The sequence below is a fragment of the Pedobacter suwonensis genome (genome assembly GCF_044762335.1).
Classification (GTDB): Bacteria; Bacteroidota; Bacteroidia; order Sphingobacteriales; family Sphingobacteriaceae; genus Pedobacter.
On sequence record NZ_JBIWEB010000001.1, the window covers coordinates 810,088 to 822,652 of the forward strand.

Below are 12,565 nucleotides of genomic sequence, written 5' to 3' on the forward strand. Positions count from 1 at the left end.
TAGGATCGGCAGAGTACAATTTTCCAAAACTGGAAAATCGATTCACTACAACGGAAAAAACCTTCCAAACTTTAAGCGGACAAGGCTATAAAGCTAATTATTTTGATGTTGAGACTGGTGAACATTATTGGATTTCGGGCTGCAAAAAAGATGGAAGCGATAGGCTTTACGGAGACCGAATTCCAATTCATATTGACGAAGTAGTAAGGGAAGAATATTGGAAAGAAATTCGAAACCGCCCAAATAACAAGAATACCAAAGCAGTAAATACTAAAATAACGTAGAGATTGCCGCGCCTACAGGGGTAACATCAATTAGATAAATTAGTTGGAATTTATCTAATATTTTTATTATAATTTATTGATAAACAAATACATATGACTAAAACCCATTCACTAATCAGTTAAATAGAATAAAAGAAGATGACATTTTTATATACGGCCCGGGGATCATACGACAAAACTTATGAAGAAACCGGAATGTCTTGGGTCCATTATATTGAATGGTCTAAACTGACACATTTAACAGAACTTGTTTCGCTTGACGGAATGTTAAATGAAATATTGGTTGAACCGGACTACGAAAACCCCGATGATTGGAATTATATTCAGACTATTGGGCAATATCAGACAGATTTTTTCACAACACCTGAATTTGTTTTTAAGAGAATGATATACAAGGACAAATTCAATTTATTAACGGTTGTCGTAGAGCCAAACATAGACTGTAAAGACATAAAAATTGACAATTATGAATTTGTTGGCTATGAGCTGTTAGATCAGGACTTTAACATTAGTGCTTTAACAAACTGTGGCGGTTTTGACGAAACATTTCAACCAACCGATCTAACCGACAAAGGACTAATTTACGACTTTGAAAAAGCGTATGATGTAAAAAAAAGACTTTTAGAAAACAACCCAGAAGAACACCACGCAGACACCAACGTAATTGCAGTTTGGAGACACATAACAATTGGGCGATAAATGAACCTTACTAAACTAAAAAAGATAGACTACTTACGAGATGTTTTATATCAGGTGGGCTGGGCATACATCAAGGCTAAGAAATATATAGTTAAGTTAACATGAAATAAGGCTAAAAAAATAACCTTGAATTTAACAAAATTTAACTAAAAAATTAGGTTAATGTTCGTAATTTGGTTTTTATAATCGCTTTCAAATGAATAACTGGAACCTAATGTTTAATGCCTTACGCTAAAAACAACACTTTTTTGTTGTCCGTTCTTGTACATCAAACAACGATTTCAATTTGAATGTATGCTATAAAGGTACTTTCCTGCCGCTATTAACAGGGAAAATAATATGCGCTCTCCAGGAAGGTGCTCTCGGGTGCTTTCCTTTTATTATTTAAGCCTTGGGCAATTGTGCTTGCGCTAAAAAACTTCTCTCCTTTTTCGATGTTATCTTTTAAGATAAAAACCTTAATCAAAAACCGGTTAACATGAAAAATAAGATTTTTTACGCATCAGTACTTTCTACTGCCTTCCTGTTTGGATGTCAATCCAATTCGAATTCGCAAAAACAAGGAGAGGATACTACGGTAACTACCAAAATCGGAGCGGTAGATTTGCCTGCGCCAGATACCAATGCGGCCAAAAACAAATTCAGCAAAGTAATTGGCTGGCCTGACGGGAAAACACCTGTTGCGCCTGAAGGCTTTGTGGTTACGAAATTTGCAGCCAACATTAAAAGCCCACGCAACACCTACATCACACCAAATGGCGATGTATTGGTAGCACTTTCCAACTCAGAGAGAAGTACAATCGAAGCGGTGGCCAATAAGGTAACGGGCAAAGCAAAGTCAGAAGTACCAGGAAAAAGCGCTAATACCATCCTTCTCTATCGTGATAAAAATAAGGATGGTAAACCCGAAATGGTGACAACTTTTTTAAATGGCCTGAACCAGCCTTTCGGCATGCTGATTATTGGCAATTCATTTTATGTCGCTAATACCGATGGCATCTGGCAATATCCTTATAAACCAGGAGATACCAAAATAACTGCCACGGGTAAAAAGATTTTGAGCCTTCCTGCTGGTGGTTATAATAACCACTGGACAAGAAATCTGATTGCCAATGCAGATAAAAGCAAGATTTATGTAACTGTCGGATCGGGCAGCAATATAGGTGAAAATGGAATGGAAAATGAGGTAAGAAGAGCCAATATCTTAGAAATTAATCCAGATGGAACCGGTGAAAAGATTTATGCTAGTGGTTTGCGGAATCCTGTTGGGATTGATTGGTCACCGGAAACCAATATGCTGTGGACAGCGGTCAACGAACGCGATGGATTAGGCGACGATCTCGTTCCGGATTACATCACAAGTGTTAAACAAGGTGCATTTTACGGTTGGCCATACTCCTATTATGGTCAAAATGAAGATCCCCGCCTAAAAGGACAAAATCCGGAAATGGTTAAAAAAGCAATTGCTCCGGATGTTGCGGTTGGTGCACATACGGCATCATTAGGGCTAGCTTTCTACAAAGACAAAAAATTCCCGCAGAAATATCAGGGAGGTGCGTTTATAGGCCAGCATGGTTCATGGAACAGATCGGCTATTTCTGGTTATAAAGTAGCTTTCGTACCTTTTAAAAATGGAAAACCAATTGGAAAAATGGAAGATTTTTTAACCGGTTTTATTGCTGACAAGGAAAAGGCAGAAGTTTATGGCCGTCCGGTTGGCATTACCTTAACGCCTGACGGTGCTTTATTGGTGGCAGACGATGTGAGCGGTGTAATTTGGAAAGTAGCTTCAAAATAATTTAAAATAAGCCACAGATTATCAGAATATGCAGTAAATTTATTCGCTAATCTGTGGTTTAACACTAACTTTTCCCAATTTGAAATCGAACTTTACCCTACTGTTTACCCTATTCTTTTCTACTGCCTTAGCGCAGCGCATCAACCCCGATTCGATCAAAAAACTCGAAGAAGTTACCGTAAAAGGCTATTATAACCCCCAAACTTTACTCAGATCAGTATCCGCTGTAAACCTGATAGATAGCAGTTTGATAAAAAATCAACCTAGCAGCTCATTAGTGAGTATGTTAAACACCGTACCAGGAGTACGCATGGAGGAACGCTCACCGGGGAGCTATCGCCTGTCACTTCGGGGCAGTTTACTTCGCTCCCCTTTCGGCATAAGAAATGTAAAAATTTATATTGATGATTTTCCATTAACTGATGCAGGAGGAAATACTTACTTGAATGCACTAGATGCTTCCGCAATAGGTACAATGGAAATTTATAAGGGTCCGGAAGCCAATATCTTTGGAGCAAATACCGGTGGCGCCATTTTAATCAACCCTTTTACCATCAACAACAATGAGATAAATGTGTCGGCCAGTGGTGGTTCTTATGGCCTCTTCCATCAAAATGCATCAATCAGGCAGCAGTATAAAAAATACAGCTTTAGTGTTAATGAAGGATATCAGCGAAGTGATGGCTATCGGGAAAACAGTGCAATGGATAGAAAATATTTTCAAACCTTGCAGCAATGGGATTATAGCAATGCGGGGAGTTTAAAGGCTTTTGCTTTTTATAGCGATTTAACTTACCAGACACCAGGCGGATTAACGGCTTCGCAGTTAGATCAAAATCCCAGACTGGCACGTCCGGCAACCGCTACTTTACCTGGCGCCCTTTCGCAGCAAGCTGCTATCTACAACAAAACCATTTTTGCGGGAATATCCAACTCCTATCAGATCAGCAAGCGCCTAAAACACGCAATTGCTTTATTTACTTCTTATACCGACTTTAAAAATCCTTTTATTACCAATTACGAAAAACGCTATGAAAGTACACTCGGTTTACGGACATTTCTGGATTATGCACAGGTTAAAGAAAACATAAGGCTTAATGCACAGATCGGGTTAGAAAGTTCAGGTACCAAAAGCCAGATCAAAAACTTTAATAATAATGGCGGAGAAGCTACTGCTCTACAAGCTTCTGATCGGTTAAAGGCAGGACAGGATTTTGCGTATCTGAGGTTAAATTTCGATATTAATAACAAACTTCTGATCGAACTTGCTTCGAGTTTAAACTTTTACAGATACCATTACGAGAGTTATTTTCCGAATGTTGTGGCCGCTAAGCAAAGAAAATTCAATGCCCAGTTTATGCCAAAGGCAGCAGTATCTTATCTGATCACTTCTGATTTTTCAATCAGGGCTTCGGTCAGTAAGGGCTATTCGCCACCAACTATTGCGGAAGTAAGGGCGTCAGATAATAATATCAATAATGACCTGCAGGCCGAGCTTGGCTGGAACTATGAATTTGGTTTACGTTATAAAGCCAAAAACAACCGTTTTTACGCCAGTGCTAACCTATTCAATTATCATTTGAAAGATGCTATTGTCAGAAGGTTAAATCAAAACGACACGGAATACTTTACCAATGCCGGCGGAACCAGGCAACAAGGATTTGAACTGGAAACTGCCATTTGGATAATCAGAAATAACCCATCATTTTTAACCGGCTTACAATGGAGAGCCAATTACACTTATAACCATTTTAGATTCGAAAATTTTACAAGTGGTATGAATATTTTTGATGGCAATAAACTTACAGGAGTTCCAGAAAACGTTTTAATCAATAGTTTAGAATTTGACTTTCCAAAAGCAATTTACCTTTTTGTGCAATATAATTATACCTCTTCAATCCCTTTGAATGATGCCAATACCATCTTTGCGAACAGATATCATTTGGTTGAAGGCAAATTTGGTGTCAGAAATTTAAAGATAAACAAAATCCGTTTAGGCCTTTTTGCAGGAGTAAATAACCTGCTGAATGTACAATACAGCTTAGGCAACGATTTAAACGCAGCAAACGGAAGATATTTTAACACAGCCCCAGGCATTAATTTTTATACAGGCCTTGCTGTCAAATTGTAATTGCTAAATAGCATCATATAAATGATCTGTCTATATGATGCGATTTTGCTTTGAACTAAAACATTTCTTTCTTTTCTTTTTCCTTAATCACGACATCGCCAACGACGATTTCGATTGCATAGCGTTTCTTTCCGTCTGCCCCATCATAACTATTGGTTTGCAATCTACCTTCAATGGTTAAAGCCGTCCCCTTTTTAACCTGCGCTTCGGCAAGTTCGGCTTTCGCATTCCAAAAAATTAAATTAAACCATTGTACTCTTTTTACTTCCTCTCCGGATGAATTTCTGTAGTTTTCGTTTATTGCCAGATTAACCTTGGCTAATTTTTGACTTCCAAAATTTTTAACCTCTGCATCTGCTCCTGCAAATCCGCTTAATACTACTTTGTTAACTGCACTTTCCATAATTTTTAAATTTTAAGTTTCTAAATGTTTAACGAACAGTCATCACCTCGATAACCGACAGGACAAAATTGCAAACAGCGTCAAAAATTAGTCGGATGGTAAACATTTATAGCCGTTTAGAAACGTTTATAAACGGATAATGTACTTTTAAGCATCATTACAGCTATTTATTTTTTTATTCACTATTTTATTTTATAAATTAGGTCATCATCCCATAATAAAAAAAGCAATTATTATGGAACGTTTATGCTTAGACTGCGGAAGCCCGATAAGAGGCAGGGCTGATAAAAAATATTGCGATGATTCTTGCCGCAGCAATTACAACAATCGCTTGAATACAGAGGATAACCTCGTGATTAAAAGGGTAAATAATATACTCAAAAAAAATCGTGCTATTCTCGCTACGCTAAATCCAAACGGTAAAACAAAGGTTTCCGGTAAAAAGCTTGTTTCGGCTGGCTTTAAGTTTGAATTCCATACCTCCAGTTACGAAACCCAAAACGGCAATACCTATACTTTCTGTTATGAATTTGGTTATTTAGCCCTAAATGAAGATAGCTACCTCCTGGTAAAAAGAGAAGAAAGCCTGGGTTAAGTCCGTTTGAAATATTTAATTTTCACTAAGAATTAGAGCGACGGGTGAAAGCATATGTATTTTTTTATTCGACCGGAGATGATTAGTTTTATCCACTTATGATCAATTATAATGACAAGCTTTTTAAACCTGTAAACACGACAGAAAATAGCGAAACATCAAATGAAACCATCTTCAAATATAAGCAAAGGGGAAATATCCTGACCGCCGAATACGGGGGTGGAAAAATTGTTTACGGCCATTTGCTTGGCTTGGTAGACCATGAAGGAAACATCGAAATGCGCTATCACCAAATAAACCAGGAAGGCGAATTAATGACTGGAACCTGTAGCTCAAAACCTGAACTATTGGCTAATGGCAAAATCAGACTTCATGAAACCTGGCAATGGACATCAGGAGATCAATCGAAAGGGCAATCTATTATTGACGAACAATAAATTCTTCCTCGGTTGATAAGTCCAATATGCTGATAAAAAATCTCACCGGTCGTATTTCATCTGTATTACAAACTGCATTGGATTTAGTTTACAGTCCGATGGGTTATCAAATGTATAACCTGCAGGTCGAGGATGAAGGTCGGGAATACGAGGCCTGTACTTTTAAATTAAACACCCTGAAAATCAAACACCGGACTGCTAAAGTCACCCCGACCAAAACGGGTCGATTTGTAAGCATATGGAAGAGGAATGAAGCTGGAATTACGATTCCCTTTACTGATCAGGATGAATTTGATCTATTGATCATATCTGTTAATGATGCTGAACGATCCGGACAATTTATTTTTCCAAAAGCAATTTTGGTACACCATAAAATAATCGCTGCAAACGGAATAGCAGGTAAAAGAGGGATCAGGGTTTATGCACCCCAGGATGTAGCAGCAAATAAACAGGCCGCGAAAACCCAAAAGTGGCAAGTGATATATTTCCTTCAGATCGATATGAATGGAAGTACCGACCTTGCAAAAGCAGAGAAACTAATTGGTGACGAAATAAAATAAACACTTTATCAGATCTGGTTAAACTTAGCAAGTTTCGGGTAGTTTGCCTTTTCTTTAACAACTACTTTGGATGTGAATTATTCAAGACCATGAAAGTACAGGAAAAAATCAATTTTAACCGCATAGCTGAGGCCATCAGCTATATCAAAACAAATTTCAAAACACAGCCCGGTTTAGAAGAAATAGCAGAAAAAGTAAACTTAAGCCCTTTTCATTTCCAAAGATTATTTAGTGAGTGGGCAGGCACTACCCCAAAACGTTTCCTGCAATATATCAGCATTGGTTACGCTAAAGAAATGTTGAAAGAAAACGAAAGTTTATTCGATACCGCATTAGCAACCGGCTTGTCGGGAACCAGCAGGCTACACGATCTTTTTGTGAACATTGAAGGAATGACACCAGGCGAATATAAGAACGGCGGCGAAAACCTTATTATCAATTACAGCTTTGCAGAAAGTCCATTTGGGAACATTATTGTAGCCAGTACTTCAAAAGGAATTTGCCATATTGCCTTTTATGATGATGAAAACATGGCCTTGATGAATTTGCAACGCCAATTTCCGGCTGCTCAGTATCAACAAATAATGGACAAGGAACAGCAAAATGCTTTATCTATTTTTGGTCACGACTGGAGCAAATTACAAAAGATTAAATTGCATTTAAAAGGATCCGACTTCCAGTTAAAAGTTTGGGAAGTTTTATTAAAAATCCCAATGGGCAAATTAGCAACTTATAGTAAGATTGCGAAACAACTGGAAAACCCAAAGGCATCAAGAGCGGTGGGCACTGCCATTGGCGATAATCCGGTGGCTTTTCTCATTCCCTGCCACCGGGTAATACAATCAAGCGGTGCATTGGGCGGCTATCACTGGGGAGTGAACCGAAAAACAGCCATGATTGGTTGGGAAGCCGCTAAAACCAATAACCAAACGGTATGATTAAACACATCAATATTTCAACTGAAGAATTTAAAAAAAAATCAAAAACAGAGAAATCTGCTTCGGTGGAAATGCCAGATTGAAAATTTACGGACTACTTAAATGCAGTTCCGGAAAGCGGATGAAAAAAGAAAACCGTGTTTTTTTTCGTTCTAAAGAAGAAGCATTTCAGCACGGCTATCGCCCCTGCGGACATTGCCTAAAAACAGCCTATAAACAATGGATTTATTCAACAGCACACCAGATCGTAGCCAAAACCTGCTCCCGCATGATGGAACAGTAAATTATTACGGCAAATTATTCCAGCAATCAGAAGCGGATCATTATTTTGATGTGCTAATGAAAACGATTGAGTGGAAAAACGACGAAGCCTTTATCATGGGCAAACACATCGTTACCAAACGGAAAGTAGCCTGGTACGGAGATGAGGCATATTCTTACACCTACTCGAATAAATCGAAAACCGCCTTACCTTGGACAAAGGAATTACTGCAATTGAAAAAGATTTCGGAAGAACAAGCTGGCACCACATTTAACTCCTGCTTACTTAATTTATACCATAACGGCGATGAAGGCATGGCTTACCATAGTGATGACGAAAAGGCCCTGGCAAAAGATTCTGCCATTGCATCACTAAGTTTTGGTGCAGAGCGAAGATTTCTATTTAAACACAAAACAACTAAAGAAAAGGTAACCCTGTTTTTAGAAAACGGAAGTTTACTGGTGATGAAAGATGAAACGCAGACGAAATGGCTACACAGATTACCGACAAGCAAGAAGGTATATAAGCCGAGGATAAACCTCACTTTTAGAACAATGGTGGTTTAGGAATATAACTCACTTGAATTGATCATCTGATCTTGAGATTTTTTCTAACTTTTTTATTTTCTGAATGTCGCCCTGAATTTATTTCAGAACCCTTTATATAGAAAATATGCTGACCAGGCAGTAGCTACGAGGCAATTGAAAGGGAAGCGCTGCTTGTAAAATGAATCTGACAGCTATCTGATCAGCATGACAATTAGCCTGTAAAAAACAAAAACTTACAGCAAAAAGATTGATATATGATAGGAGAAGCAATCTCTATGATAGAAATTGCTTCGTCGTTCCTCCTCGCAATGACTATTTTTATTATAGATTGATCAATAGCAAGTGTATAATAAAAGGCTTTTTATTCCAATGGAAAAATTATTCAAAAGGGCCTAATAACAAATTTTTGATTGGACTTAAAGGTACATTTACAATAATTGTTAATAATCTATAAAATCTTAACGTTTGAACTCACTAATATCTACAATACGGTCATCATCGGCATTTTTCTTTAAAAACGATGTCCCGTTAGAATTGTTCACCCAGGTATAATCTCTCTGGATATTGCCAACAAGGGTTTCAGGTTGGTTCGTCAACGCTGCTGGCAAAGGCAGATTAAAAGTTTCTCCAGTTGCTGTATTTACCTGGTACAGAGAATTAGCGGTTAAAAACACCAACGTTGTTTTATCGCTAGAGTACATAAAGAATTTACCCTGGATGCGTTCATCCTCTTTTTGACGCTTGATCGGGTAAACCCTTGAATTAATGGTGGTGATAAAAAAATCGTTGTTCACCAACCAATTGCTTCTGGTTAATTCTTCCAAGCCTTTTGTATATTTTTGATCTTCAGCACCTTTTGATGGCCTGTCCAGGCTCACCACTTCTGTTTTTCCACCATTTAAATAAATGATATAAAAAGGATTCATTTTATCCTTTTCATTATCACTCTGAACCAATACCGCTGTTCTTTGTGTATTGATAAAAGATGCAACCTTAAATTTCTTTACTTCAGCGTTTGGCGCATCATCTACAATGATAGTTGTATCTTTAGATTTGATGCTGAAACGATCGTCGGTGGCTAGTTTTCCGGAATCAGTTTTTACGATGGTTAATATGTCTGTTTTTGATTTCGGGAAGACATTAAAATCATCACTTGCCGCAAATGCGCGTGCTTTAAAGGTTTTTTCAGAATTTCCTCCGCAGCCGAATAAAACAACGGATAATAAGAGTGCATAAAGCGTAATTTTCATGGTTTAGCTATTTATATTTTGCGCTAATTTAAAACCTTTATTGCTTTCTATTACAAAATCACCAGAAAATTACCTGGTTCAAGTACTGGCTTAGTATTGTAATTGTTGTCAGACCTTCCAGCGGCTAAATAGGAAACGGTGTTAGGATCAAAAAACAACATCATCTGAGGAGCAAATGGCTGGCAGTACCCCCGATTTCGTAAACATTGCAGATTACTATATCATCCTGATCACCTCTTCCATCCTCCTCTTTAATCTAACACACTTTCACCTGCCTAATTAAAACTAAATTTCCTACTTTAGATAAACGATTATTAACCAATGCGCGGCTCAACAAATTTTTTAACCAAAAATAAAAGCGTCATACTATATGGGTTATTTTTGGCTATAATGCTCTGTTTATTAAAATGGTTAGAGCTTAGGTTTATCGTGATTAATCATGCCTTTGAAATCTATGCAGGCTCTATTGCGGTTATTTTTACAGGCTTAGGCATTTGGCTGGCGTTAAAATTAACAAAACCTAAAACCATTCTGATCGAAAAAGAAGTCTTGTCTGAAAAATCGGAAACATTTGTCATTAATGAAAAAGAAATAATCAGGCTAAATATCAGTAAAAGAGAACTGGAAGTTTTACAATTGATGTCGGAGGGATTGAGCAATCAGGAAATAGCAGAGCGCCTTTTTGTTTCATTGAATACCATTAAAACACATAATGCCAGGCTTTTTGGAAAACTGGAAGTAAAACGCAGAACACAGGCTATAGAAATAGCTAAAAAACTCGGCCTTATCCCGCAATCGCGTTAATACTTTGGCATGAAAAATTATGTTGATTTGAAAATCACCCTAAAGTATGAAGGCTGAAACAACTATTTGGGCCAATTTTGTGGCATAAACCCATAATAATTGAAACATGAAAAAAAATGTAATGGTATTCGGATTAATTGCAGGCTTAATTGTATCGGTGTTAATGGTACTCTCGATGATGAGATGTTATAATGACCCTAACCTGGAGCACAGCATGCTCATCGGTTACGCTTCGATGTTATTGGCCTTCTCTTTTATTTTTGTTGGAATCAAAAACTACCGGGATAAGTACAACGACGGGTTGATTACTTTCGGCAAAGCCTTTAAAATAGGTGCGCTGATCAGTTTAATAGCCTCAACTATATACGTTGTTGTTTGGCTTGTTGATTATTATTTATTTATGCCTGATTTTATGGATAAATATGTTGCTCAAGCATTAAGGGAGGCCAAAACTAATGGTGCATCGTCATTAGAATTAGCAAAATTGAGCAAAGAATTGGCTTTTAGTCAGGAAATGTATAAAAATCCGGTTATGGTTGTACTCTTTACCTATATGGAAATATTGCCTGTCGGCTTATTGACTTCACTGGTAGCCGCGTTAATACTGAGAAAAAAGCCAATCAACACGGTGAAAACCCAGGCGGTTTAGACGACTGCTACCGTCTGCTCTCTTCGTTTTAAATCTGCGGGACAATCACACCCATTACCACACGGATTTAGCAAATTAACGCAGATCTATTCCATCATCCCTCTTCCATATTAAATCTTATCATATTAAAACTTAAATAACTTTATGTTAATTTTGATCAATTAAGATCGACAGTATGAAGATTTTTGCCGAAACCGAACGTTTAATTTTACGCGAACTCATGCCTGCCGATGCTGAAGGTATGTTTGACATGAACAGCGACGCTGACGTTCACCGGTATCTCGGTAATAAACCCGTAAAGTCAATTGAGCAAAGTATAGCCGAAATTGAGTTCATCAGAAAACAATATGTAGAAAATGGTATTGGGAGATGGGCTGTTATCGAAAAAACATCGGGTAATTTTCTAGGGTGGTCTGGCTTAAAACTGATTACAGCAACTACAAACAACCATATCAATTATTACGATCTGGGATATCGGTTCAGCAAACGGTTTTGGGGAAAGGGATATGCCACAGAAACAGCAATAGCCGTGATACACTATGGATTTACTGAACTAAAATTGAATGAGATTATTGGTATTGCAGACATTAATAACCTGGGATCTATTCATGTGCTCGAAAAAGTTGGTTTAAAGCGCGTATCTGTTTTCGATTACGACGGTACAAAACACCTCTGGATGAGAATTGAAAATCAGCTTGGCTTGATTAAAAGATGATTTTACCTTTTATTGGTTTAGTTTTTGATGATAAAAAGTAAATGATATAAACTTTTTGTTATGAAAAACCTTATTTACTGTGGCATTTTGATCTTATTACTTAGTTCTTGCAAAGAAAAATTAGATCCGGCAAAATTCACCAATACCAAATGGGAATTAATCTCGCTGCCAGGATTAACTTTGCCTTCAAACGCAAAGGCAACACTAAACTTTGCAGACAGCCTTAAATTTAGCGGAAAATCATTTTGCAACAGTTATGGCGGACAAGGCGAAATTACTGATCATAAAATAAACGTTAAAAATGTTTTTAGCACAAAAATGTTCTGCCAGGAAACTGACGCTGCTGAACGTGCTTACTTACATGCCCTTAACCAGGTGAATAACGCCAAAATAACTGATGATAGGCTACAGTTGTTAAATGGTGATAAAACGCTAATGGTTTTCACTAAAACCAACTAGAATCTTTACAATCATAAAAAGGCTGAATAAAGT

At 37.5% G+C, this 12,565-nt stretch carries 15 protein-coding genes; 13 read left to right on the plus strand and 2 right to left on the minus strand.

Annotation, left to right across the window (positions count from 1 at the left end; all coding sequences use genetic code 11):
- Positions 1-422 precede the first annotated feature (422 nt).
- The 3 genes from ACIQXP_RS03470 to ACIQXP_RS03480 all read left to right on the plus strand — a co-directional run bounded on the left by ACIQXP_RS03470 (position 423) and on the right by ACIQXP_RS03480 (position 4,912).
- Entirely contained in the window at positions 423-983 is a 561-nt protein-coding gene (locus ACIQXP_RS03470) for a hypothetical protein (RefSeq protein WP_387504032.1), read from the plus strand.
- Between the two features lie 478 nt (positions 984-1,461).
- On the plus strand, positions 1,462-2,781 hold the full coding sequence (locus ACIQXP_RS03475) for a PQQ-dependent sugar dehydrogenase (RefSeq protein ID WP_387504031.1): 1,320 nt from the start codon (positions 1,462-1,464) through the stop codon (positions 2,779-2,781).
- A gap of 79 nt (positions 2,782-2,860) precedes the next feature.
- On the plus strand, positions 2,861-4,912 hold the full coding sequence (locus tag ACIQXP_RS03480) for a TonB-dependent receptor (protein WP_387504030.1): 2,052 nt from the start codon (positions 2,861-2,863) through the stop codon (positions 4,910-4,912).
- Between the two features lie 55 nt (positions 4,913-4,967).
- On the opposite strand, the gene ACIQXP_RS03485 is transcribed toward ACIQXP_RS03480, so the two are convergent.
- Entirely contained in the window at positions 4,968-5,315 is a 348-nt protein-coding gene (locus ACIQXP_RS03485; protein ID WP_090982605.1) for a single-stranded DNA-binding protein, read from the minus strand.
- Positions 5,316-5,550: 235 nt separating this feature from the next.
- Here ACIQXP_RS03485 and ACIQXP_RS03490 point away from each other — a divergent pair, with 235 nt between their 5' ends.
- The 6 genes from ACIQXP_RS03490 to ACIQXP_RS03515 all read left to right on the plus strand — a co-directional run bounded on the left by ACIQXP_RS03490 (position 5,551) and on the right by ACIQXP_RS03515 (position 8,673).
- Positions 5,551-5,910, plus strand: coding sequence for a hypothetical protein (locus ACIQXP_RS03490; RefSeq protein ID WP_293741809.1), 360 nt, complete (start codon positions 5,551-5,553; stop codon positions 5,908-5,910).
- Between the two features lie 98 nt (positions 5,911-6,008).
- Positions 6,009-6,347 carry an avidin-fold protein gene (locus ACIQXP_RS03495; protein ID WP_293741810.1) on the plus strand — a complete coding sequence of 113 codons (339 nt, stop codon included), beginning with the start codon at positions 6,009-6,011 and terminating at the stop codon, positions 6,345-6,347.
- A 26-nt stretch (positions 6,348-6,373) separates the two neighbouring features.
- Positions 6,374-6,907, plus strand: coding sequence for a MepB family protein (locus tag ACIQXP_RS03500; RefSeq protein WP_387504029.1), 534 nt, complete (start codon positions 6,374-6,376; stop codon positions 6,905-6,907).
- An 89-nt stretch (positions 6,908-6,996) separates the two neighbouring features.
- On the plus strand, positions 6,997-7,845 hold the full coding sequence (locus ACIQXP_RS03505; protein WP_387504028.1) for a bifunctional helix-turn-helix domain-containing protein/methylated-DNA--[protein]-cysteine S-methyltransferase: 849 nt from the start codon (positions 6,997-6,999) through the stop codon (positions 7,843-7,845).
- Positions 7,846-7,966: 121 nt separating this feature from the next.
- Entirely contained in the window at positions 7,967-8,128 is a 162-nt protein-coding gene (locus ACIQXP_RS03510) for an Ada metal-binding domain-containing protein (RefSeq protein ID WP_387504027.1), read from the plus strand.
- Entirely contained in the window at positions 8,065-8,673 is a 609-nt protein-coding gene (locus ACIQXP_RS03515; protein WP_134203994.1) for an alpha-ketoglutarate-dependent dioxygenase AlkB family protein, read from the plus strand. Before ACIQXP_RS03510 ends, ACIQXP_RS03515 begins: the two co-directional genes overlap by 64 nt.
- A gap of 440 nt (positions 8,674-9,113) precedes the next feature.
- Here the strand turns inward: ACIQXP_RS03515 and ACIQXP_RS03520 are convergent, their stop codons facing one another.
- Positions 9,114-9,905, minus strand: a complete 792-nt coding sequence (locus ACIQXP_RS03520) for a hypothetical protein (protein ID WP_293741815.1) — start codon at positions 9,903-9,905, stop codon at positions 9,114-9,116.
- A gap of 390 nt (positions 9,906-10,295) precedes the next feature.
- Here ACIQXP_RS03520 and ACIQXP_RS03525 point away from each other — a divergent pair, with 390 nt between their 5' ends.
- The 4 genes from ACIQXP_RS03525 (at position 10,296) to ACIQXP_RS03540 (ending at position 12,532) form a co-directional block, all read left to right on the plus strand.
- The gene (locus ACIQXP_RS03525) at positions 10,296-10,709 is read left to right on the plus strand and encodes a response regulator transcription factor (protein WP_293741816.1); all 414 of its coding nucleotides are present in this window, start codon (positions 10,296-10,298) and stop codon (positions 10,707-10,709) included.
- Between the two features lie 106 nt (positions 10,710-10,815).
- Positions 10,816-11,358 carry a DUF4199 domain-containing protein gene (locus tag ACIQXP_RS03530; protein WP_387504026.1) on the plus strand — a complete coding sequence of 181 codons (543 nt, stop codon included), beginning with the start codon at positions 10,816-10,818 and terminating at the stop codon, positions 11,356-11,358.
- 175 nt (positions 11,359-11,533) lie between these two features.
- Positions 11,534-12,073, plus strand: a complete 540-nt coding sequence (locus ACIQXP_RS03535) for a GNAT family N-acetyltransferase (protein WP_387504025.1) — start codon at positions 11,534-11,536, stop codon at positions 12,071-12,073.
- Between the two features lie 60 nt (positions 12,074-12,133).
- Complete coding sequence (locus ACIQXP_RS03540) at positions 12,134-12,532, plus strand: META domain-containing protein (RefSeq protein WP_293741819.1); 399 nt, start codon at positions 12,134-12,136, stop codon at positions 12,530-12,532.
- The last annotated feature ends 33 nt before the right edge of the window (positions 12,533-12,565 follow it).

Bases quoted from the DNA above. Each gene is read 5' to 3' on its own strand.
- ACIQXP_RS03470 (WP_387504032.1), top strand. From the start codon at position 423: ATGACATTTTTATATACGGCCCGGGGATCATACGACAAAACTTATGAA.
- ACIQXP_RS03475 (WP_387504031.1), top strand. From the start codon at position 1,462: ATGAAAAATAAGATTTTTTACGCATCAGTACTTTCTACTGCCTTCCTG.
- ACIQXP_RS03485 (WP_090982605.1), bottom strand. From the start codon at position 5,315: ATGGAAAGTGCAGTTAACAAAGTAGTATTAAGCGGATTTGCAGGAGCA.
- ACIQXP_RS03490 (WP_293741809.1), top strand. From the start codon at position 5,551: ATGGAACGTTTATGCTTAGACTGCGGAAGCCCGATAAGAGGCAGGGCT.
- ACIQXP_RS03495 (WP_293741810.1), top strand. From the start codon at position 6,009: ATGATCAATTATAATGACAAGCTTTTTAAACCTGTAAACACGACAGAA.
- ACIQXP_RS03500 (WP_387504029.1), top strand. From the start codon at position 6,374: ATGCTGATAAAAAATCTCACCGGTCGTATTTCATCTGTATTACAAACT.
- ACIQXP_RS03505 (WP_387504028.1), top strand. From the start codon at position 6,997: ATGAAAGTACAGGAAAAAATCAATTTTAACCGCATAGCTGAGGCCATC.
- ACIQXP_RS03510 (WP_387504027.1), top strand. From the start codon at position 7,967: ATGAAAAAAGAAAACCGTGTTTTTTTTCGTTCTAAAGAAGAAGCATTT.
- ACIQXP_RS03515 (WP_134203994.1), top strand. From the start codon at position 8,065: ATGGATTTATTCAACAGCACACCAGATCGTAGCCAAAACCTGCTCCCG.
- ACIQXP_RS03520 (WP_293741815.1), bottom strand. From the start codon at position 9,905: ATGAAAATTACGCTTTATGCACTCTTATTATCCGTTGTTTTATTCGGC.
- ACIQXP_RS03525 (WP_293741816.1), top strand. From the start codon at position 10,296: ATGCTCTGTTTATTAAAATGGTTAGAGCTTAGGTTTATCGTGATTAAT.
- ACIQXP_RS03530 (WP_387504026.1), top strand. From the start codon at position 10,816: ATGAAAAAAAATGTAATGGTATTCGGATTAATTGCAGGCTTAATTGTA.
- ACIQXP_RS03535 (WP_387504025.1), top strand. From the start codon at position 11,534: ATGAAGATTTTTGCCGAAACCGAACGTTTAATTTTACGCGAACTCATG.
- ACIQXP_RS03540 (WP_293741819.1), top strand. From the start codon at position 12,134: ATGAAAAACCTTATTTACTGTGGCATTTTGATCTTATTACTTAGTTCT.